24 protein-coding genes and 1 pseudogene are annotated in these 20,999 nt (G+C 40.7%); 12 read left to right on the top strand and 13 right to left on the bottom strand.

The window, feature by feature from the left end; translation table 11 throughout:
- Positions 1 to 150: 150 nt before the first annotated feature.
- Positions 151 to 522 (top strand): hypothetical protein, encoded by a 372-nt coding sequence (locus ACE1CA_RS11305; RefSeq protein WP_413281862.1) that lies wholly within the window; start codon positions 151 to 153, stop codon positions 520 to 522.
- On the opposite strand, the gene cobT is transcribed toward ACE1CA_RS11305, so the two are convergent.
- The 3 genes from cobT to ACE1CA_RS11320 form a co-directional block, all read right to left on the bottom strand.
- A complete protein-coding gene (cobT, locus tag ACE1CA_RS11310) occupies positions 519 to 1,655 on the bottom strand; it encodes a nicotinate mononucleotide-dependent phosphoribosyltransferase CobT (RefSeq protein ID WP_413281861.1) in 1,137 nt (378 codons plus the stop codon). The genes ACE1CA_RS11305 and cobT overlap by 4 nt on opposite strands.
- A 227-nt stretch (positions 1,656 to 1,882) precedes the next feature.
- The gene (locus ACE1CA_RS11315; RefSeq protein ID WP_413279072.1) at positions 1,883 to 2,587 is read right to left on the bottom strand and encodes a DUF2232 domain-containing protein; all 705 of its coding nucleotides are present in this window, start codon (positions 2,585 to 2,587) and stop codon (positions 1,883 to 1,885) included.
- 44 nt (positions 2,588 to 2,631) lie between these two features.
- Positions 2,632 to 3,312, bottom strand: coding sequence for a Crp/Fnr family transcriptional regulator (locus tag ACE1CA_RS11320; protein WP_413279073.1), 681 nt, complete (start codon positions 3,310 to 3,312; stop codon positions 2,632 to 2,634).
- 456 nt (positions 3,313 to 3,768) lie between these two features.
- On the opposite strand from ACE1CA_RS11320, the gene ACE1CA_RS11325 reads away from it, so the two are divergent.
- The 4 genes from ACE1CA_RS11325 to ACE1CA_RS11340 all read left to right on the top strand — a co-directional run bounded on the left by ACE1CA_RS11325 (position 3,769) and on the right by ACE1CA_RS11340 (position 8,747).
- Positions 3,769 to 4,917, top strand: a complete 1,149-nt coding sequence (locus ACE1CA_RS11325) for a hypothetical protein (RefSeq protein WP_413279074.1) — start codon at positions 3,769 to 3,771, stop codon at positions 4,915 to 4,917.
- 38 nt (positions 4,918 to 4,955) lie between these two features.
- The gene (locus ACE1CA_RS11330) at positions 4,956 to 6,875 is read left to right on the top strand and encodes a hypothetical protein (protein ID WP_486517765.1); all 1,920 of its coding nucleotides are present in this window, start codon (positions 4,956 to 4,958) and stop codon (positions 6,873 to 6,875) included.
- Positions 6,876 to 7,132: 257 nt separating this feature from the next.
- Positions 7,133 to 8,467, top strand: a complete 1,335-nt coding sequence (locus ACE1CA_RS11335; RefSeq protein WP_413279076.1) for a pentapeptide repeat-containing protein — start codon at positions 7,133 to 7,135, stop codon at positions 8,465 to 8,467.
- Positions 8,468 to 8,510: 43 nt separating this feature from the next.
- Positions 8,511 to 8,747 carry a hypothetical protein gene (locus tag ACE1CA_RS11340; protein WP_413279077.1) on the top strand — a complete coding sequence of 79 codons (237 nt, stop codon included), beginning with the start codon at positions 8,511 to 8,513 and terminating at the stop codon, positions 8,745 to 8,747.
- A 168-nt stretch (positions 8,748 to 8,915) separates the two neighbouring features.
- On the opposite strand, the gene ACE1CA_RS11345 is transcribed toward ACE1CA_RS11340, so the two are convergent.
- The 4 genes and pseudogenes from ACE1CA_RS11345 to ACE1CA_RS11360 form a co-directional block, all read right to left on the bottom strand.
- Complete coding sequence (locus tag ACE1CA_RS11345; protein WP_413279078.1) at positions 8,916 to 9,122, bottom strand: hypothetical protein; 207 nt, start codon at positions 9,120 to 9,122, stop codon at positions 8,916 to 8,918.
- 7 nt (positions 9,123 to 9,129) lie between these two features.
- Positions 9,130 to 9,366 (bottom strand): annotated as a pseudogene (locus ACE1CA_RS11350) (GIY-YIG nuclease family protein); the annotation flags it as partial.
- The gene (locus tag ACE1CA_RS11355; RefSeq protein ID WP_413279079.1) at positions 9,367 to 9,753 is read right to left on the bottom strand and encodes a type II toxin-antitoxin system VapC family toxin; all 387 of its coding nucleotides are present in this window, start codon (positions 9,751 to 9,753) and stop codon (positions 9,367 to 9,369) included.
- Positions 9,750 to 9,980, bottom strand: a complete 231-nt coding sequence (locus tag ACE1CA_RS11360) for a type II toxin-antitoxin system Phd/YefM family antitoxin (protein WP_413279080.1) — start codon at positions 9,978 to 9,980, stop codon at positions 9,750 to 9,752. Before ACE1CA_RS11360 ends, ACE1CA_RS11355 begins: the two co-directional genes overlap by 4 nt.
- 60 nt (positions 9,981 to 10,040) lie before the next feature.
- Between ACE1CA_RS11360 and ACE1CA_RS11365 the strand changes: the two genes are divergently transcribed.
- On the top strand, positions 10,041 to 10,295 hold the full coding sequence (locus ACE1CA_RS11365; protein WP_413279081.1) for a hypothetical protein: 255 nt from the start codon (positions 10,041 to 10,043) through the stop codon (positions 10,293 to 10,295).
- A gap of 60 nt (positions 10,296 to 10,355) precedes the next feature.
- On the opposite strand, the gene ACE1CA_RS11370 is transcribed toward ACE1CA_RS11365, so the two are convergent.
- Positions 10,356 to 10,682, bottom strand: a complete 327-nt coding sequence (locus ACE1CA_RS11370) for a helix-turn-helix domain-containing transcriptional regulator (RefSeq protein ID WP_413279082.1) — start codon at positions 10,680 to 10,682, stop codon at positions 10,356 to 10,358.
- A complete protein-coding gene (locus ACE1CA_RS11375; protein WP_413279083.1) occupies positions 10,654 to 10,998 on the bottom strand; it encodes a type II toxin-antitoxin system RelE/ParE family toxin in 345 nt (114 codons plus the stop codon). The genes ACE1CA_RS11370 and ACE1CA_RS11375 overlap by 29 nt, the downstream gene beginning before the upstream one ends.
- Before the next feature lie 130 nt (positions 10,999 to 11,128).
- Between ACE1CA_RS11375 and surE the strand changes: the two genes are divergently transcribed.
- Positions 11,129 to 11,806, top strand: a complete 678-nt coding sequence (gene surE / locus ACE1CA_RS11380; RefSeq protein WP_413279084.1) for a 5'/3'-nucleotidase SurE — start codon at positions 11,129 to 11,131, stop codon at positions 11,804 to 11,806.
- Between the two features lie 59 nt (positions 11,807 to 11,865).
- Here surE and ACE1CA_RS11385 read toward each other — a convergent pair whose 3' ends face one another.
- The 3 genes from ACE1CA_RS11385 to bchM all read right to left on the bottom strand — a co-directional run bounded on the left by ACE1CA_RS11385 (position 11,866) and on the right by bchM (position 13,752).
- On the bottom strand, positions 11,866 to 12,489 hold the full coding sequence (locus tag ACE1CA_RS11385) for a hypothetical protein (protein WP_413279085.1): 624 nt from the start codon (positions 12,487 to 12,489) through the stop codon (positions 11,866 to 11,868).
- 53 nt (positions 12,490 to 12,542) lie between these two features.
- A complete protein-coding gene (locus ACE1CA_RS11390; RefSeq protein ID WP_413279086.1) occupies positions 12,543 to 12,920 on the bottom strand; it encodes a DUF423 domain-containing protein in 378 nt (125 codons plus the stop codon).
- 139 nt (positions 12,921 to 13,059) lie between these two features.
- On the bottom strand, positions 13,060 to 13,752 hold the full coding sequence (gene bchM / locus ACE1CA_RS11395) for a magnesium protoporphyrin IX methyltransferase (protein ID WP_413279087.1): 693 nt from the start codon (positions 13,750 to 13,752) through the stop codon (positions 13,060 to 13,062).
- Positions 13,753 to 13,828: 76 nt separating this feature from the next.
- Between bchM and ACE1CA_RS11400 the strand changes: the two genes are divergently transcribed.
- Positions 13,829 to 14,452 (top strand): restriction endonuclease subunit R, encoded by a 624-nt coding sequence (locus tag ACE1CA_RS11400; protein ID WP_413279088.1) that lies wholly within the window; start codon positions 13,829 to 13,831, stop codon positions 14,450 to 14,452.
- A 21-nt stretch (positions 14,453 to 14,473) separates the two neighbouring features.
- Positions 14,474 to 15,319 (top strand): GNAT family N-acetyltransferase, encoded by an 846-nt coding sequence (locus ACE1CA_RS11405; RefSeq protein ID WP_413279089.1) that lies wholly within the window; start codon positions 14,474 to 14,476, stop codon positions 15,317 to 15,319.
- Here the strand turns inward: ACE1CA_RS11405 and nagA are convergent.
- A complete protein-coding gene (nagA, locus tag ACE1CA_RS11410) occupies positions 15,311 to 16,507 on the bottom strand; it encodes an N-acetylglucosamine-6-phosphate deacetylase (RefSeq protein ID WP_413279090.1) in 1,197 nt (398 codons plus the stop codon). The two genes, ACE1CA_RS11405 and nagA, sit on opposite strands and share 9 nt — an antisense overlap.
- 49 nt (positions 16,508 to 16,556) lie before the next feature.
- On the opposite strand from nagA, the gene purE reads away from it, so the two are divergent.
- The 3 genes from purE (at position 16,557) to ACE1CA_RS11425 (ending at position 20,925) form a co-directional block, all read left to right on the top strand.
- Positions 16,557 to 17,084: a 5-(carboxyamino)imidazole ribonucleotide mutase gene (gene purE / locus ACE1CA_RS11415; protein WP_413279091.1), complete on the top strand. Its 528-nt coding sequence runs from the start codon at positions 16,557 to 16,559 to the stop codon at positions 17,082 to 17,084.
- Positions 17,085 to 17,573: 489 nt separating this feature from the next.
- Positions 17,574 to 19,256, top strand: a complete 1,683-nt coding sequence (locus tag ACE1CA_RS11420; protein WP_459563647.1) for an ammonium transporter — start codon at positions 17,574 to 17,576, stop codon at positions 19,254 to 19,256.
- A 310-nt stretch (positions 19,257 to 19,566) separates the two neighbouring features.
- Entirely contained in the window at positions 19,567 to 20,925 is a 1,359-nt protein-coding gene (locus ACE1CA_RS11425) for an ammonium transporter (protein WP_459563648.1), read from the top strand.
- The last annotated feature ends 74 nt before the right edge of the window (positions 20,926 to 20,999 follow it).

The following is a 20,999-nucleotide window of genomic DNA, read 5'->3' on the forward strand; positions in this document are numbered from 1 at the left end:
AAAATCTGGTTTGGTCGAATTTCCCGCAACCTGAGAAAGATTGCATAATAAAGAAGTTTAGGAAAAGTTAAATGATTCATAAGGCCGTCAAATTTTAAGAATTTATTCTGTAGGATAGAAGAATAGGCATGAAAAACATAGGGGTATAAGATGGATTCGGTAAGAAATCAAGTTAATAGTTTAAACGACAAGATAGATACGCTCTGTCAATTGGTCGAACATTTAAATGAGAAAATGGGAGAAATGTTGTCAGAAATCAAGCGCTCCAGCCCAAAAGATACCGATCAGTTTATTGGTAGAGTAGGAGAGCGCCCCTCATACAGTAGTTTCACCAGAGTAGATGCTGCCTTAACACACAAAGATATTTTGATAGATAATAGCTACTCAGATTCAAACTCAGCTAATCGGGAAAAAGAGTTAGGGCCAGAAATTCAAATTCAACGCCTAACAGCACAACTAACAGCAGCGTATAACCGAATTGCAGCCTTAGAAGAACAATTACTAGCTAAAAGAGTTTACTAACGATTTGGTGGTGTAATTTTCTGATTTTGTTCTAACCGTGCTGCTAAAGTTTCGACAGCATGGAGAAGTTGGCTATGATTCCAGCCTCGATAAAGGTTTGCGGCAATACAAGCTGCACCTGCACCGACTCCTTCTTTGACGTATCCCTGCTCATAAACTCGTAATTTTTCATAGCCAGAATTAGCAAAACTGAAGTTATTACTCAGCAAAGGAACTGAACCAACTATTTGCGCTAAACCTACCGTATCACCTGTAGGGTCTTCTGCTACCCAGCGAGTTGTACCGACGACTATTTGTTCCTGTTGCCAGGGTAAAGAAAATTCTTTTACTATAGCCTGAATTAAGGCATAAACAGCTAACATTTGAGTGCCTCCGGCTAACATTACGCCGGAGATTCTACTAGCTGCGATCGCCATTCCCGCAACTACAATTTGCATGGGATCGCCAACTGCTGCTACTAATGGCAATACTGCCAAATTAGAGGAAAAATCCGCAAAATTTAGCAAACCAGCTGCTTTTAATCCTTGTTGTACCACAGCCCACTTTTGCTGATGATTACATTGTGGGTGAGAGCTATTAACTTTACCTACAGCAGCAAAACCTAAACCAGTGAGCACAGCCAATGCCGTAGTAGTTCCGCCAACTACACATTCGCTCAAAATTAGCCAACTTGATGGATGAAGCGTCGCTAATTTTTCTCCCCAAACTAACCCTCGATCGAGCAAACTTTTAACTATAGCTAGATCGAGGGCTTTTCCTGTACTTAAACAATTAGCCGCTTGCCCTCCTAAATCAATAGTTGGGATTGCTGGTGATTCCAATAAACCTGCATTAAAAATATAAAGAGGCAAAGAAAGAGACTCAACCACAGCACGGGAAATTAAAACTGGAGAAGCGCCTGCGTGCAAAGGTGGCAAGGGAAATTTCGGGTGAGGTGAAGGGCCATTATATAAAAATTCTGCATCAGCTAAAGCGGTATATTTGCGATCGTCAGGAGTCGCCCCCGCCGCAGAAATCCCCGGAATCAACCCAGTTTCCGTAAATCCCAGCACGCAAGCAAACACAGGTTGACAACCGCGATACCTTTGCAACCAACGTTTTCCCTGTTCTTCTTGCGTGTAAATTTTAATCATAGTTTTTCAAGGGGATTAGGGACTGGGGATTGGGGACTAGGGACTGGGGACTAGGAAAGTCTTAAGTTTTGAATTTTAAGTTAAGAAAATACTTCTGTCTCCCAGTCCCCAGTCCCCAATCCCCAGTCCCCAGTCCCCAATCCCCAGTCCCCAATCCCCAATCCCCAGTCCCCAGTCCCCAATCCCCAATCCCCAATCCCCAGTCCCCAGTCCCCAATCCCCAACACCTACTCTTCATAATCCAAAATCACCTGTACCCAATGGGGAGGTTCGGGGATGGGGTTGCCTAAGCGTTGTAGTAGTAACCAGGAGGCGATGTGGACGACAAATAGATAGACTAAGTTGCTCAAGAAAACCATTGCGATCGCAATTACGTTAATCAAAAATATACTTGGTTCTATCAATAACCCCAGTTTGAGAAATACCCAATCTAAAAAACTGCTTACTTGAGTAATGCCATAAACCCAAAGGTCTTCACCTAAAAGAATCGAAAGTAACCAAAATCGGAAAAAGAAGCCAATACTACCTAAAAGTGACCCTAAAAAAATTGATACTCCCCAATTAGTTCTGCGTCGCCAACAAGCACCCAACAACACACCCAATAAACCAAAAGGAATGAAAAACTGAATACTGCGAGGCGGCCCCATCAACACTGATAATAATAAACCAGAAACTAAAGCCGACATCCAAGCGGCTCTTGCTCCCCAACGCAGGTAAACTAAAGCAATCGGGACTGGGAAAAAGATTCGCAGTACTGGGCCTAAAGGAAAGTAGAAATTAACTAACCAAATTAAGCTGGCAGTACTGGCTAAAAATGCTGTTTCCACCAATACTAAAGGCCCATTTGATTGCAGTTGAGTTTGAGGTATTGGAGTTGGAGAGCTAGATTTTCCAGCATTTTCATCTGCCGGATCTTTGAAAGATTCACTCATGCAAATTGCCAAAAAGTAAGCAGATCTAAATTCGAGAGTGGTGATTAAACTATTATTTTTTCCAAGGCATTAAGGTCGGGAATTCTCAGAATGTCCTGATCCCGTCTAATTAAGCCTTTCTTTTCTAGCTTCGTCAATACTCTGGTGACAGTTTCTCTTGCCAGTCCACTCAAGCTACTCAATTCTCGGTGTGGAAGGTTGGGAATTTCTACCCCTTCGGTAGTTTGTTTTCCTTGCCCATCTGCCAAAAATAATATTGTGTCTGCTACTCGTGACGTACTATCCGACTCTCTTAATCGGAGTCGGCGATTGACTTGGCGCAAACGCCTTCCCATTAATTGGGCCAGACGAACTCCTGCCATTGGCTCGGAATAAATTAATTTTACAAAATCCTGAGCAGGCATATTGCCAATTATTGTAGGAGCCAAGGTGATGACATCGGTGGAACGAGGCACTTCATCAAGTGCTGCCATTTCACCAAAGATTTCGCCTTTCCCTAAAATATTCAGGGTTACTTCTTTGCCTTCTAGATTGTACGTGCGAATTTTTACCCAACCTTCGAGAATGAAGTATACTGAACTCCCCCAGTCATTTTCTAGCAAAATTACTTGGTTTGCTGGATGATTACGGGTAACAAGGTGGGCTGTAGCTTTTTCAACGCTACCTTCTGGTAATCCTTTGAAAAAAGGCGTTGAACGGATTAGATTATGATTTCGGTCTTCCATCAGACCATTCTTTCACTAAGAATATGTTGAGTAAATAAACTAAAAATCAATTGGGGTTGAGCGGGGTTTGGTAGGCTGATAAGTTGGCATAGTATCAGTTTTTGTTAGGACTGCAAATCAATGATAACTAATAGACCGCAGTATCTTGAGGGAAAGGAAGTTCCCGAAGCACTGTGGTGTTGTGTCTGTAACTGACACGATCGGTACGATCGCAGCACTTTATAGAGATTATCATGAAAAACTATGAGATGGTTAGTTTTGTGGCGATCGCTCTTGGCTACCTTGGGGTACAGGGGCACAGGGGCAAGAGCTTTAGGTTCAGAGAATTTTTGTAGCATCTTGATTGTCGGTTGTAAGTCAATTAAGATTAACAACGTGGAATTGTCGAATTCCCGGATAAATGCAAAGACTGTACGAACCTCTCGAATCAATCTAAAATCTAAAATCTAAAATCGAATGACGTTCCAAACAGCTAAAATCCAAGCACTGATTGCTGAGATTGATGCAGTACTTAGCAAAGATAGTAAATCCCGCTTTGGTTGGTTGGTGGGGGATGGTAATCCCGATCGGCAAATGCTGGAGCGAGTTCGCCAACAGCTACAAAAATGGCAGGAACAATTAATTATAATACAAGCTACTGGCGAGGAAACTCAAGCCGCAGAAATCACCAGTTATCAGATTTTGTTTGGGCAGGCTGATAGGGAAGGCGATCGGGTAATATTATCGGAATCATTACAGACAGAAATTGCTTTATTGCAGCAACAACGGCAATTATTACTAAACGAAGTTCAGCAGTTACAGCGACAACGACAAGCATTAATTAATCCAGACGTATTAGTTGCACAACAGCAAATTTTTACAGAATTTTCTCAAGCATTAATCGAGCGATTGCAGGAAACAGTTAAACAACAATTAGCAGAAACTTTAGAGAAAATTCCAGCAGTCCAGTTGCCAGAAGCAGAGGTAGAAACTAGCTTAAAGCAGGAAACAGTATCTGCAAAATTGGAATTTATTGGCTTAGAGACAATGGCAATCAATCCTCAATTGGAATTGCTCGCGGCTGCGATCGAACCTTTACCTTATGCTGGTGTTGAATTGACAGGATTAATTAGTGAAAAACTCGAAAATGCAAAAGATTCTATTACATTGCCATCAAAGCAGAACGATACAATTTCTGCATTGACGGATTTAATCCAAGAGGCAAATTTAACTACGGCATTGCCAGAAGATTTGCTCACAAATGAGTTGCCAGATACTAAAGCGAAAGTAGACCTTTGGTTAGGAGATAATATTGTAGAACAGTTAAAGGAAGACCTTTCTGATTTAGAAGAAGTTGAGCCATTAAATGTTCAACCGCTGGAAGATCTCAAAGAAACAATTACCAATGCTACTGATAGTATTGAGTTAGATTTGGCTGCTGCTGTGGAGCAGGAACAGGAAAAAATTAATGCCGCAATTCCCGAACATATTTTGGCAGAATTTGAGGATTTATTTGGTGATTCCAATAGCAGTTCTGTTGCGGCAAGTAATATAGAATCTAAACCGGAAGAACTTCCAGAAATAGGAACTAAGCAAGAACCTGTGGAGCCGGAAAAAAAAAACTAAAATCCAAGTCATCGGCTAAGAAAAAACGTAAACAGAAAGTGAAAGCTGCGCCGTCGATGTTGACTGAAAATGCAGAAAATTCCCCAAAAGAATCAACTTCATTGACTCTGGCTAATCAAATTGAAAAAAGATTAATTTCTTGTCCGACTCCAACTTCTTTGTTGTCTTTGCGTGCTTTACCACCTTTACTTGTTGCTCCTGCTAGTGTGTGGTATTTGGGAATTGATATTGGTACAACAGGACTGGCTGCTACATTGTTAAATAAGTCTACTAAACAAGTTTATCCGATTAGTTGGTCGGTTGCAGAACAAGGAGATTTAGCAGAGAATTGCGATCGCTTACCAATCACTTTTGCTGGGAAAGTACTACCAAAAAACTTTAAGGCTTATTTAAACGTTACGCTACCATATTACTCGACTGAAACAGGAAAAACTGAACCTGTATTTAAGTGGTATAAACCTCAAGGAAGTGAAAGTTTGGCTTTGAAAGAGGCAGATTATCCAGAAATTGAAGAGATTAATTTAAGTGAAATTCTCTCAGCAATAACAGTGCTGTTATCTTATTTGAATCCTGCCAAAAAAACAGAAGAATTGCCATCTGAATCACATAATAATTTGGTTAATTCTAGCTTTGCTGAAGGGTTATCAGTAGAAGATTTTGTAGCTGCAATGGCAGATTTAGCAGGAATTTTTGTGAATTGTCCGGCTAATTATTCGGAAGCTTATCGGTTTAATGTTAGAGAAGTAATTTTAACATCTGGATTGGTGAATAATGGGGAGCAGATTTGTTTTGTGGAGGAAGCGATCGCATCCATACTAACAGAGCTTCATTTTCATGAAAACAAGTTAGCAACCACAGAAAATAATGACGCTGTTACTACCAAATACAACGCCGGAAATTATCCCATTCGTTGGCGAGGTGAAACTTTAGTGATAAATTCAGGAGCCAATACTACAGAATTAGCATTAATTAACTTATCAGAAAAACTGCAAGATTTAACTTACGAAAACTTTATCCTTCGGAGTTTTTCTTACGCAGGAGATTCGATCGATCAAGACATTGTTTGTCAACTACTTTTAAATGGAGAATCGGAAATAGAAAAACCATTACCAGGCGAACCTGACTTATTAACTCGCCAACAATTACAAATGCGCTTGTCAAGTAGCGAGTGGGGAGAAACATTATTGTCAGCAGCGAGTTATTTAAAACTAACTTTACCCCAAGAAGATAGTTTCATTTTCACTTTAGGAGAAGAAGAGAGAGAAATCAAGAAAAAAGATTTAGAAAAGCGTGTAATTAGTCGTTTTATCCAAAGCTTAAATCGAGAATTAAACACACTTTTAACCCAAGCAGGAAGCTCCGTAGAAGCAATATCTCAAGTACTTTGTACAGGTAAAACTACCATGCTTCCCGGTTTAAACACTTGGTTACGCCAAAAATTTCCCAATGCTAGAGTAATTCAAGAAACCGAAATTAAATCAACAATTAAACCAGAAAACCGTATTGCTAATGGATTAGCAATTTTACCGCTCTATACACAAATTTTAGACAACACTCAACAGCAATATAACGATTATTTCTTATTATTAGAACTGTTACGTACCTTGGGAGAAACACCTCTTTCCCTTGGTAAAATTATCAACTTATTGGAACGTAAAGGTATTAATATTCGTGCTTGTCAACAAAGGTTGTTTGCTTTGTTAACAGGTAAACTTCCCGCTGGTTTAGTTCCCGCAGAATTAGATAGAGATTTGCTCACAGAAGCATCTTGGCAAAATACAGATTATCAAGAAATTAGAACCGGAAAGCTGTTTTTAGAGCCAGAGAATCAAACATATTTGCTAAATTACGATTACGCTCAACATTTACGGCATTATTTAACTACAATTTTGGCTCATACTCACCAAAAATTAGAAGAACCATATACGATTTACTGGTTAGCAACCGTAGAAAAGTAAAAATATTTGGTGTTTTTATTACAGATTAATACCTACTAGGATCGGTTACAATAAGATTATTACCGGAAATTTACGCAGATTGTATGTAAATTTTTAGTAAACATTAAGTATTTTCCCTGTAGCATATTGCCATGATAATGTGAGATAGGTGGAGTATAACTAATGAATTGGGCTTTTTTTATTTAACTCAATCAATAAATTATTTAATCTTTCGTTAAACCTGTAAACTTGCGATCGTAGTAAGACTACCTAAAATTGTGGCTAATCAACGGAGAGACAAATCTACTAATGAAAATTGTCATTGGCAAACAGCGATCGGTGCAAGTTTGCTTAACCCTTCTCTGAAAGAAACCGATCTCCGGGGTGCCTATCTCAGAGGCGCTTACTTAAGGAAAGCAGAATTAAGAAAACTGAATTTAAGGGAAGTTTGCCTTAGTTTTGCCGATTTAATTGAAGCAAATTTGAGTGAAACTTGTCTTACTTTAGCTAATTTAAGTGAAGCTTGTCTGAACTTATCTAATTTGCGAAAAGCAGTACTCAATCAAGCTAACTTATTTAAAGCGAACTTAGTTGGTGCAGACTTAACTCAAGCAGATTTAAGAAGAGCTAATTTATGCAAAGCTAACTTAGTGGGAGCGAGTTTAGAAGAAGCTAATTTAAGAGGAGCTAATTTATGTGGTACAGATTTAAGTAGCAGTGATTTGCGGGGAGTAAACTTACAAAATGCTATCTATAATTTAGCAACTCGTTGCCCCGAAGGTTTCGATTTAGCTAAAGCTGGAGCTTACTTAATTGGCCCTAATATGTTACTACCACAGATTAATTTAAGTGGTATCGATCTCAGTGGTACGGATTTGCGCGGTACAGATTTACGAAGAGCGAATTTAAGAGAAACTAATTTGAGTAATGTTAATTTAGTAGCAGCTAATTTGAGTGGTGTCAATTTAAGCGGAGCTAATTTAACTGGGGCTGATTTACGAGAAGTGATTTGGAAAAAAGCGGTTTATAATCTGCAAACTCGGTTTTCTGAAGATTTCAATCCAATAAAGTTAGGTGCTTATTTAATAGTTCCTAATGTATCTTTAGCAGGAATAAATTTAAGTGATGTAGACCTTTCTGGTGCAGATTTGCGAGATGCAGATTTAAGTCTTGCTAATCTAACAGGTGTAGAGATGAGGAGTGTAGATTTGTGTAGAGCAAACTTACGAAAGACTCGGTTAGAAACAGCAAAACTCCAAGATGCAGATTTGAAAGCTGTGGATTTGACTAAAGCAAATTTGAAACAAGCTAATTTGAGTAATGCTGATTTGCGAGAGGCGAATTTGACTAAGGCAAATTTACAAGGGGCAAATCTGACAGGTGCGGATTTACGGGGGGCGGATTTGACGGGAGCTTGCTTAAATCAGGCAAATTTGAGTAATGTAGATTTACGTAATGTAGATTTAACGAGGGCGGATTTACAGGGGGCGAATTTGAGTGGCACAGATTTTTGCCAAGTGGATTGTACGGGGGTAATTTTAGATCGGGGGAGTCCGATCGCAATTCCCCACCCAGACAAAGAATTTGCCGGACATCATCTTTCCAAGCAGTGAAATTTTAATATAGACATAGAAACCTAGTAGAGAATTAATATTTATGAGTTCGCCCGAAATTTATAAAGGTTGGATTATTGAAGCTAGACCAGTTTTCTGTGTGGAAGTTTGGAACGCTGGTGGTAAATGCTTTATTCCCGTTCACAACGCCAAGAATGCCAAGGAAGCGCTGAAAATGGCAAAGCGTTGGATTGATATGCAAATGGAAGAGGAAGAGAAAAACTTAGAAATTAATGATGATATATCGCCAGATTTTGATGATGATGATATGCCGTTTTAAGGGTAATTGGTAGTGGGTAGTTGGTAGTTGGTTTTAATTGGCGATTCAATAATCAGCTATTTTAAAGACGCTGGTTATAAAGATTGTTATTTGTTTGTAGTACTTAATTTATTATTTTAGAATATTTGCGATCGCACTAAAAATTCACTAACAAATCCCAAAGGGCAACTATTGACCCCGCCCTGGTTTGCAGTCTGCAAAACCCAATGCTTCGGAATCAAGAAAGCTGGCTATTGCCATTTCCACAACGGTTTCGATCGGGTATTCAATTTCAGCAGCGCGTGCAACTAAAGCCAGCCGGATTCGTTCAGGTAGGCGATCGAGGATAGCTTGAGCGTCAGCAGCAGATAATTGTTCTAAGCTATTAGTCTGCATAGAATCTTTATAGAGGAATTTGGACGTTGTAGGGTGGCTCAGTTGCTCTTAAAATAACTGTTTCTAGCTCTAATAGTAGCGCAGGAGTTTCCCAAGGTGAAAGCAAATAGATGGCAATACGGACATCTCGATCGTTATATTGATCGAGCCATGCCCATAAGAAGGCTTTGTGACCACCGCTAAAGCGTCCACGCAAACTTTTGGTTTTGCCGATGTAAAGTAGTCCTTCGGTGCGATGTCTGACTTACCAATAACGAGTGATTGTATAATTGTCTAGCATTGCATCGGCGCTAATTATCGGGATATTTTCTGTTAGTGCTTGGGCAACTAAAAGCCGATCGAAGGGATCTTTATGATGGAATGGCAGAGTTACGATCGCAGCTACATGAGCAATTTTAATTGGTAATATTTCAAATTCGTTAACTTGGATTTGATGCTCCATCCATGTTTCAAAATTGCCCGGAATTCGATACTTACCAATACTAATTTTAATGGCAATTTCCCAATAAGAAACCGGACTGAGCAGTATGTCATTTAGGGGATCGATAATCAAATCACAGGCGACTTGGCTAAGGGCAGAATCATTGAGTACAAACCAAAGAAATGCCTGAGTATCAAGTAGAAACTTCATGGCATATAGTCGCGAAAGTCTTCCAAGTGGGTTTCGTCTTCAGAGACGATAGTTAAGGTTCCGATCGCACTACCAGGCTGGCGAGGCTTGCGAAGTGGTTTAAGTTCGCCAATTAGTCTGGCGACGGTAAGATCCCCCGAAAAAATTTCTACTTCTTCACCAGGTTTTAGACTGGCAATCAGTTCGGGTAAACGAAGTTGAGCTTCTGTTAAGGTAATTCTTGTCATTGTTTTGTGCTTTTATGCGTTGGCGTAGCCTGCCGGAGGCATATCGCTCTTGCTTAATTTTTGGGTAAGAGAGCGGAAGAGCGATCGCTATCTCTGCAAGCATCGCTCTCTCTGGTATGCTCAAGAAAAGCGTCCTCCTTGATCCGTTTGACAGAATATGGCAACCCTACCTTTGTAGATGATCGATCGCACCTCTCTATCCTAGAGAAAAACTGGGGTATTCCTTGCCAATTCAAACGTAATTCCCCTCGCATCGATCGCCTACGGTACGCTACGCGATCGCATTCACCAATTCAATTAGGGCGATCGTACTGACAAATCAAAAAACCTTACTCAGCTTCAATAAGCCCGATGAGATAACAACAAGTACGAGAATTAACTAGAAACAGATTCACTTTCTTTGGGTTTTACTTCCAAGCGAAAACCCATTTCATTTAATAGGGCTACCAAAGTATAAATTTCCGAATTTTCATCACTTAATAACATCTGGCTGAGGTTTTGATAGTGCAGTTTAGCTTCTTCTGATAAATTGTTCATCTTCTCATGTGCTGCAACTACATTTCCCATCGCCAAATTTAATAATTTTGGATCTCCTTCTTCCAATGTCACTTCGATATACATCGCCGATTCTTCAGGATCTTTTAGAGATGAAATTAAGTAGTCGTAATAGCTATCACTCGGTGGGATCTTTACGTTTTTCATAATTTCTCCAATACTCCTTAGCTTTGCTAATATCTTGCTCTTGAGTGCTTTTATCTCCACCACAGAGGATAAGCACAATTGTTAACCCGATTTGACCAAAATAAACTCGATAGCCAGGGCCATAATCTATTCTAAATTCAAAAACGCCTTCTCCTACCGATCGATAATCTCCCAAATTACCTTGACTAGCTCGGTCAAGTCTAGATTTAATAGTAGTTCTGGCTCTTCTATCTCGCATGGAATCAAGCCATTCGGTAAAAGGAACCCTCCCATCTGACGTAACATAACGTTGAATTTCCCTTGGTTGCACTTCCATTGTTTATTTTAATTGGTCAGTACTCTGATTTTTTAGTCGGATGTATACTAGCAACGGATTTTAATACCTTGCGGTTTGTCAGGTTTAATGATAATTCTGCAAGAGATCTGTTTCTACTCTCCTAACATAAATGACCATAATTTTAACCAACGACGACGGCATCGATGCCCCTGGCATTCAAGCATTACAAAAAGCAGTCAACGGCAAAGGAATAATTGTTGCGCCGAAAGACCATTTATCGGGTTGTGGGCATCAAGTTACCACCACTCGCCCCATAAATGTTTTGCGCCGTTCCGAAACAGAATTTGCTGTTGGTGGTACTCCTGCTGACTGTACAAGGATTGCTTTAAGTCACCTTTTTCCTAATCCTAAATGGGTGCTTTCGGGAATTAACGCAGGGGGCAATTTAGGGGTTGATGTTTATATTTCGGGAACTGTCGCTGCTGTTAGGGAAGCAGCAATACTGGGAATTCCCGGAATTGCGATTTCTCACTATCGCAAAGGAAAGCTAAATGTTGATTGGGATACTGCTGCGAGATGGACGGCAAAAGTATTAGCTGATTTGTTCGATCGCCCTTTGAAACCTGGGAGTTTTTGGAATGTAAATTTACCCCATTTATTACCCGGAGAATCTGACCCAGAAATTGTGTTTTGCGAACCTTCTAAATCTCCTTTGCCTGTTAATTATCGCCTTGAAAATGATGATTTTTATTATTACGGAAAATATGCCGATCGCGATCGCACACCCAACACTGATGTCGATGTCTGTTTCTCCGGTAAAATCGCTATTACTCAACTAAGGTTATAACTCAGATTTCGTAAAAATTTAAAATTTTGGTTGGCGATCGCTCAACTCAAACTGGGTAACTAATCTTTCTGTTCATCACCCCTAATTAAAGCTTCTAAAAGACGTTTCTTTTGATCTGTATCTACTAACGCCTCTAAAGTTGTTGGCATTCCTAAAGTGGTAATTACTCCTTGAGTGCTAATAGTGAAACTATTAATCAACCATTGGTTTTCCCGCCTAATAACTTGCACTTTAATTGTAGCTGATGCTTTTTCAAAATCCGCTTCTGCTACATAGTTACCTAAAGTGATTTTGCCAAATTTATGACGATCGCTAGGAGAGATTTCTTTGCTTCCTTCTGTAGAAGTTTGCCATCCTCCCACAGCACCTTTATAAGATTCTAATTTGCCGAGTTGACGACAAAAAGCAATGATTTTTTCTGATTCTTCTAAGTGAGATAATTCTAAAAGTTGCGGTGTTGCTTTTTCGTAAAGCTTTTGAAAATTCCACTCATGAACTGTTTCTAGAATTGCCGCATTCACGTAATCCTGTGCTTCCTCGTTAATCTCCATTGCTTGAGGCAGAGATTTCAAATATCTAGGTAGGAAAATAAATACAGCAACAACGATAGCTAAGACGGTTACTGCAATTAAAGCAATTAAAATTAAGAAAATTCCACCAGAGATCATTAATAGTTCTTTCATGACACCCCCTCTAATCCGACAGGATAGGGGAAAATAATAATGTTAATGGCTGACTACTTCAACGCCCAAGCAGCGATCGCCAGACAACTCCATCCTACTATAAAAGCTGCACCCCCAAGAGGCGTAATTGCTCCTAGCCACTTGATCCCCGTTAAACTCAAAGCGTACAAGCTACCAGAAAAAATTATTACACCCGCAACAAATGCCCAACCAGATATTAACAGAACTGGGGTAGGTTTTTCAAATTGAGCGAACAATAATCCCACGAACAGCAAAGCCAAAGCGTGATACATTTGGTAATGAGCACCTACTTCAAAAATGGCGATCGCTCTTTCTGTAAGTTTTTCCTTTAAAGCATGAGAAGCAAAAGCACCAGCACCTACAGACATAGCACCAAAAATTGCCCCAAATATGAGAAAAATTTGCATCATAATTTTTTCTAAGCAATAAACAACTAAATTCGTTACAACGAACAGGTTTGTTGTAACAACTTTAGTCGTTCATTTTAACCAATAAACGACTAAAGTCGTTACAACGGACTTAAATTAAGCTAATGTTATTGGCAATTTCCTAAGCTGTTTTACGAGTTGCTTCTAGGATGCGAGAAAAGTAAAAACGAGTCTTAGTCATTGCTTTTCTTTCTAGGGAAAATCCACAACTTTCTAAGATTTTCACAATGTCAACTTCCCGATGCAAATATGCACGAGTAGTTTTACTAGGGCCAGGGAAAAAGCTGCCAATTTTCTTCAACAAACTTAGACAAAGAGTTTTTGGTGCAAAGCTAATTATTAACCTTGATTCTGATAAAGAACTGAGATGATTAATCATTTCAGCCGCTTTTTCTTGGGGATAATGAATTAATACATCCAGGCAAATTACCGTGTGATATTTGCCGCTTAATGATTCCAAATCTTGCACGGCAAAAGTGAGATTATGATTATTTCCGAGAACTTCTTTGGATCTATCTTTAGCTTCTCCCACCATTTTTTCGGAAATATCGTTAGCATAAACTTTAGCGCCAGCTTGTGCTAGGGGAATGCTGAGGCTACCCACACCACAGCCAGCATCACAGATAGATAAATTTATCAGATTATCATCTGCTTTTAGCCAACTAATTACTGTATCTACAGTTTGCTGGTGTCCGTTGCGAATGTCCAGTTGAACTTTGTTAACTTCACCATCGCCGTAAATGCGTCGCCATCTGTCAAAGCCAGTAGAATTAAAGTAGTCCTGAACAATAGTTTTGTCGTCAGCTGCGTTCATGAATTTGGGTTTGCCTAACAAGTTGCCAGGAATTAATTTAGCATAATTGTGGTAATCAAAAGCAGGTAAATTTATCGTGCAAAGTCTTTCTGTAAAAGATATAACGCTTTACGACCTTCGCATCAAATTTGGACTCCATTTAATTGAAGATGAAGATTTTTTTCCTGAATGGCGAGATAATCTACCAAAACTTAGTGATTTGGAAAGGCAAAGGCTCGATCGCGTAAAAGCTGCCTACAATAATTTATTAGAATATCCACCAATGTTGGAAAATACTGTCAAAATGGTGGTACTGTCTCCTTTGCTAGATATGGCAGATTTTTATTTGCCTCCATTTCGGATCAAATCAGAAGATTCTATAGAACTTTCTGCGGAAGATGAAGGAGTGATTTATCGAGGCAAAATAGATGTTTTAGTGTTTAAAGAAAAACTTTGGTTAATGGCAATAGAATCTAAACAAGCAACCTTTTCTCTAGAAACTAGTGAAGCGCAAATACTTGCTTATATGTTAGCAACTCCTCATCCTGAACAATCAACTTTTGGTATGATTAGTGATGGTAGTAGTTTTCGCTTCTTCAAATTAGTTAAATCTCAGGCAAATCAATATGCTTTATCGAGATTGTTTAACATTCGGAATCCCGGCAATGAGTTGTATAATGTTCTGAGAATTTTGAAAAATTTAGGTCAAATATTGAAATAATAAATACTGCAAATTTTACTGATGAACAACACTGAATTTAAAATTCGCCCGATGACTCTCGCTGATTTAGAATTATCCTTAGAATGGGCAGCAATAGAAGGTTGGAACCCTGGAATTTACGATGCTGAAGCATTTTATGCTGCTGATTCTGGTGGCTTTTTAATGGGTGAAATTAATGGCGAAACTATTAGTAGCATTTCTGCTGTTAGATATGATGATACATTTGGTTTTGTTGGTTTGTATATTGTTAAACCAAATTGGCGAAGTCAAGGTTTTGGGTTACAAACTTGGCAGGCTGGTTTAAAATTATTAGGTAATAGAAATATTGCTCTTGATGGGGTATTGGCACAAGTAGAAAATTATCAGAAATTTGGGTTTCAGCCAGCTTATCGTCATGTACGTTATGCAGGTTTGGGAATGGCTACAGAGACTAACAAAAGTATTGTACCTTTATCAGATTTAGCAATAGAAAAAGTATTTAAGTACGATCGCCAATATTTCCCCACTCCTCGCCCACAATTTCTGCAAAAATGGATTAATCAACCTGAAAATGCTGCTTTAGGATTCCTGAAAGATAGCAATTTATCTGGTTATGGAGTCTTGAGAAAATGCCGCAATGGTTTTAAAATTGGGGCTTTATTTGCAGAAGATTTAGAGATAGCAGAATCGCTGTTTCTAGCTTTGATTAATCATGCCCAAAATCAACCAATTTTTCTCGATACACCTGATGCTAATCCCCAGGCTATTTCCCTAGCGCAAAAGTATGGTATGCAGCCAGTATTTGAATGCGTGAGGATGTACACCCGTGAAATACCTAACTTTGATATTACAGGGGTTTTTGGCGTGACAACTTTAGAGTTAGGTTAATAGTCTTTGCCAAGTGAAGAGAGTTTCTTCATTTTTAGACGATCGATCGCTTTGCCAGCGTAATAGTTGATAGCCAGATTGCCCAATTATAGATTTAATTCCTATAGCTTTGCGGGGAGAAATAGTGGCTAATGCGATCGCTTTTTCTCGATCGCAAATCCCCCACTTTATCAAATTCTGTACCCCAGCCAATAACGGCAAAGTAGTTCCAGCCAAAGTACCATCAGGTAACTTAGCAGTACCATTTTTCACCTCAATTTCCCTCACATCCCAAGGATAAACCCCATCAGGTAAACCCAAAGGCGAAAGTGCATCACTAACTAAAAAAATTCCCTTCTCATAATCACTAGCACGCAACAATATTTGCATCATCGCTAAAGAAACGTGCTGTCCATCAGCAATTAAACCACACCTTACATTAGAATCAACAATCGCTGCTCCTAATAAACCTGGTTCCCGATGATGTAAACTGGGCATAGCATTAAAAGCATGAGTCACCATTGAAGCACCCAATTGAAAAGCCTTTTCTGCCCGATCGAAAGTCGCTTGAGAATGTCCTAAACTAACGATAATACCTAACCTTTGTAAATAAGGAATTACTTGATTAGTTGCATCTAATTCCGGTGCTAAAGTAATTACTTTGACAACACTTGCATAGCTGCCCAAAACTCGCTTTACATTCTCAAGAGTTAAAGGCAAAAGATACTCTGCCGGATGCGCCCCTCGTTTTTCAGGGTTTAAAAAAGGCCCTTCTAAATGAACTCCAAGAATTTTTGCTGTTGGTTCATTTTCAGATTGCGACCTCATAAAATTAGCAAAAATTGCTAAACTTCGGTGAAAATTTTCAATAGAAGTAGTCACCAAAGTTGGTAAAAAACTATCAACTCCTTGATGCCAAAGAAAATCACAAATGGCAGGAAGTTTGTCGCTATTTCCCAAATTTAATTCAGGAAATGCCAAACCAAGCGCCCCATTAATCTGTAAATCAACACCACCTAAAGAAACCCAGTCGCCTGAAACATCTATAGTTTCTTGAGTTTCTTGCGAATGGTAATTAATGACACCCATTTGCTTAATTTTGGAAATTTTGCCTTCGGAGTCAAGCAAAATTTTTTGTAAACCTTTGTACCCTGGAAATCTAACGTTAGCGATTTGCACCGGAAAAATCATTGGTTTTGTTTGCTGCATCCTCTGTCAGAATAACTAATGACCTTTTGACCTGTCGAACTTTTGTAAAATGACCAACGACCGACCCTTAGTTGGTATTATCATGGGCAGCGATTCCGATTTACCGACTATGCAGGGAGCGATCGCCATTTGTGAAGAATTCGCTCTCACCTGTGAAGTTGCCATCGTCTCCGCCCATCGCACTCCCGATCGCATGGTAAATTATGCCCAAACAGCTGTCCAGCGTGGCTTAAAAGTTATTATCGCTGGTGCTGGTGGTGCGGCTCACTTGCCCGGAATGGTAGCCTCCCTAACTCCTTTGCCAGTAATTGGCGTACCTGTACCCAGCCGTCACCTCCAAGGCATTGACTCGCTTTATTCCATTGTGCAAATGCCCGCAGGAATTCCTGTCGCCACCGTTGCTATTGGCAATGCCACCAATGCTGGACTCTTAGCAGTGCAAATTTTAGCGACATATCAGCCACAATTGCAAGAAAAAATCGTAACCTATCGCCAAAAGCTCTCCGAATCCGTACTTAATAAGCAAACAAAGCTAGATAACGTAGGTTATAAACAATATTTGCAGGAAACACATTAGGTTGGGGATTGGGGACTGGGGACTGGGGATTGGGGACTGGGGGTTGGGGATTGGGGGTTGGGGACTGGGGACTGGGGATTGGGGACTGGGGACTGGGGATTGGGGATTGGGGCGGGGTTAGGGGTTAGGGGTTAGGGAAAAACTCCTCTGCCCCTCTGCTCTACCTAACGCATATATCGGAAAAAAGTATTAATTGTTACAGAATTATTGAACAAAAAGTCTGACTATAGTCAGATTTGAAACCGAAATCGCATAGTTGGCCTAAGTAAAATTAGGGAAAAAATTTCTCTAAAAAGGTTCCGTTCAAGTTACAATCACCAAACGATTAGTCGAAAAAACCCTGAGACGTTTTACACATCAATCAAAAAGAATAGTGCTGTAATCATGTCTAAATTAGTCCTCCGAAAGAAGAGGTCGAGAGCAAAAGCTAGAAAACCATTTCTAAATAAACTGCTTGACCAAGTATTAAGTGTTAAGTTTTTGCAGAAAATGTCGGCGAGAGTGAAGAGATTGTCTCCTAGCTGGCAAGCTTGTATTCCTTTAGCTTTAATGATCGTGTTGTCCTGGGGTTATATGGCGATCGCACAAGATGCCTCGCCCAGTCCCACACCTACACAGCCGGGAATTGTACAAGAAGCCACACCAACGGCATCACCTTCACCGGAAGGCACAACTGCACAGGATGGCACAGCTACTCCATCGCCTACACTCACACCCGTACCCATACCAGCTACACCTGCTGAACCCGCAGCCGCTAGTGCAGCCGCATCTGCTGGCCCAACAACTGCCGAGTTAAAGGTAGCTTTGGATACACTATGGGTAGTAATCGCCGCCTTTTTAGTTTTCTTCATGAACGCTGGTTTCTGTATGTTAGAAACTGGCTTTTGTCGAGAAAAAAATGCGGTTAACGTTTTAGCGAAAAACCTGATTGTATTCGGACTTTCCACCGTTGCATTCTGGGCAATAGGTTTTAGCTTGATGTTTGCTGACGGTAACGACTTCATCGGATCGCTAGGAGGATTATTCCTCACTGGACAAGATAACAGTCCAGCTACAGGAGACGCTTACAAAGGGATTTTCGGGTCTCTGAACTGGACGGGCGTACCTTTAGAAGCTAAGTTCCTATTCCAGCTGGTGTTTGCCGGAACCGCAGCAACGATCGTATCTGGTGCAGTTGCCGAAAGAATTAAATTTATTGACTTCTTAATTTTCAGCTTGCTACTTGTCGGTATTGCCTACCCGATCACCGGACACTGGATTTGGGGCGGTGGTTGGTTAGCAGACATGGGCTTCTTTGACTTTGCTGGCTCAACAGTAGTTCACTCCGTTGGTGGCTGGGCAGCCCTGATGGGTGCAGCATTTTTAGGGCCACGCATCGGCAAATATCAAGATGGTCAAAGTGTAGCTTTACCCGGTCACAACATGAGTATTGCCACTTTAGGTTGCTTAATTTTGTGGTTGGGTTGGTTTGGATTTAACCCAGGTTCGACGATGGCTGCTGATGGAAGAGCGATCGCACACATCGCCCTCACCACCAACATGGCGGGTGCGGTCGGTGGAATCGCTGCCACCATTACTGCTTGGCTGTACTTAGGTAAACCAGACCTCTCCATGATCATCAACGGCATCTTGGCTGGCTTAGTTGGGATCACAGCCCCTTGTGCATACGTCAACATGGGTAGCGCTCTTATTATCGGCTTAATAGCTGGGGTAATTGTTGTTTTTGCAGTTACATTCTTCGATCGATTAAAAATAGACGACCCAGTGGGCGCAACCTCAGTTCACTTAGTTTGCGGGATTTGGGGTACCTTAGCCGTTGGTCTATTTGCCGTTGGCCCCGGTGGTTATCCCTGGATGGTTGACCTAGCAGGTAAACCGATCGGTCCACATGGATTGTTTATGGGAGGCGGTTTTACCACACTCTGGCCCCAAATCGTCGGTGTTCTTGCCGTCGGAGGCATCACCGTTCTGGTCAGTTCCATATTTTGGTTAGCACTGAAAGCCACTTTAGGCATTCGCGTATCTCCAGAAGAAGAACTCGTCGGTTTGGATATTGGAGAACACGGAATGGAAGCCTACAGCGGTTTTGTCAAGGAAGCTGGCCCTTCCAGTATGACAGGTAAATCTGGAGGAATTTCTAATAGTTCTGGTAGCATGACTACTAACTATTAGTTAAACATTAAATAATAGCAGCAAATTCATTCAATAATTTCCCGTCATAATTTTAGTAAAACTGCTGAAATTAAACGGGAAATTTTATTTATAATTTATAATTTTGCAGAGTCTTACTAACCAAAAGAGTAAAAAAAAATTATAAATTTTTAAATTATTTGGCGTGAGAAAACACAGAAACCATATACTTATAATTCGTTCAATTTAGTTGATTTCTGTCAAACCTTTGTTTGGTAATAGAAGGAAAAAGTAAGTGTTGAAGAAGTTTATTATTCCTTGCATAATTTCGGCTTTGGTGATTATCGGGCCAATGGCAATACAATCCTTGGCGCAAGACACATCGCCCTCTCCAAGTCCATCTCCTACTTTAGTTTCTCCATCGAAAATCGACACTGGTGATAGTGCCTGGATGTTAATTTCCTCAGCGTTAGTGTTGTTGATGACACCAGGATTAGCGTTTTTCTATGGGGGGTTGGTACGATCGCGCAACGTCCTCAACACCATGATGATGAGCTTGATTCTCATGGCAGTTGTCGGCGTAACCTGGATTTTGTGGGGTTACAGCCTCGCCTTTGCACCCAACGAACTGACGGGAGCCAATCCCCCTTATGTCATGAATCCCATTTTAGGCAGCCTGAAATGGATGTTCTTGAATGGTGTTTCTTTCGATCAACCAGATCCGATCGGCTACGCACCCACCATTCCCCATCAACTATTCATGGCTTACCAAATGATGTTCGCCATCATCACCCCAGCGATCATTTCAGGAGCAATAGTCGAACGAATCAGTTTTAAAGCTTTCTTCTGGTTTATCATCTTCTGGTCTACCTTTATCTATTCACCCTTAGCTCACTGGGTTTGGGGCAAAGGATGGATCGGTACAATGGGAGCCTTAGACTTTGCTGGAGGAACCGTCGTACACATTAGTTCCGGTGTTTCCGCAGTAGTTGCCGCTTGGATTTTAGGCCCAAGAAAAACTTACCCCACCCAACCCGCTGCCCCTCACAACGTCCCTTATGTTTTACTAGGAATTGGTTTGCTGTGGTTTGGCTGGATGGGTTTCAATGGTGGCAGTGCTTTAGGTGCAGGCCCATTAGCAACTGTAGCTTTCGTTGCGACTACAGTAGCTACTGCTGCTGGAGGTCTGACTTGGACGATCGCAGAATGGGTATTAAGAGGCAAACCCACCGCTGTTGGTATTGCTAGCGGTTTCCTGGCAGGACTAGTAGCTATAACTCCCGCCGCAGGTTTCGTGACTCCTTTGGGAGCAATTTTGATGGGTTCGATCGTCGCTTTCTGCTGTTTTTGGGCTGTTAGCTGGCGGGCAAAGTTGCAATTCGACGATTCTTTAGATACTTACCCGATTCACGGCGTAGGCGGTACATTAGGAGCAATTCTTACGGGTTTCTTTGCTACTAAGGCAGTTAACAGCGCCGGAAATGATGGGTTACTATCTGGTAATCCCGGATTAGTTGTTACCCAAGTAATTGGTGTGATAGCTACCTATATCTTTGCTGCTGTTGGTACAGTAATCATCTTGAAGCTTCTGGGATTGGTGATGCCGCTACGGGTGAAACCATTGGCAGAAGACCAAGGTTTAGATATCAACGAGCATGGTGAAGAAGCTTACGGTGAAGAGTTTGCTTCCGGGTTGAGTCTGGGCGAGTAACTTATTACTGTTTTGGATTTTAGATTTGCTCTATTCTGAACGAAAAAGGAAAATATAAAATCTAAATCTCAAGT

Source organism: Floridaenema evergladense BLCC-F167, from assembly GCF_041929205.2.
GTDB classification, from domain to species: domain Bacteria; phylum Cyanobacteriota; class Cyanobacteriia; order Cyanobacteriales; family Aerosakkonemataceae; genus Floridanema; species Floridanema evergladense.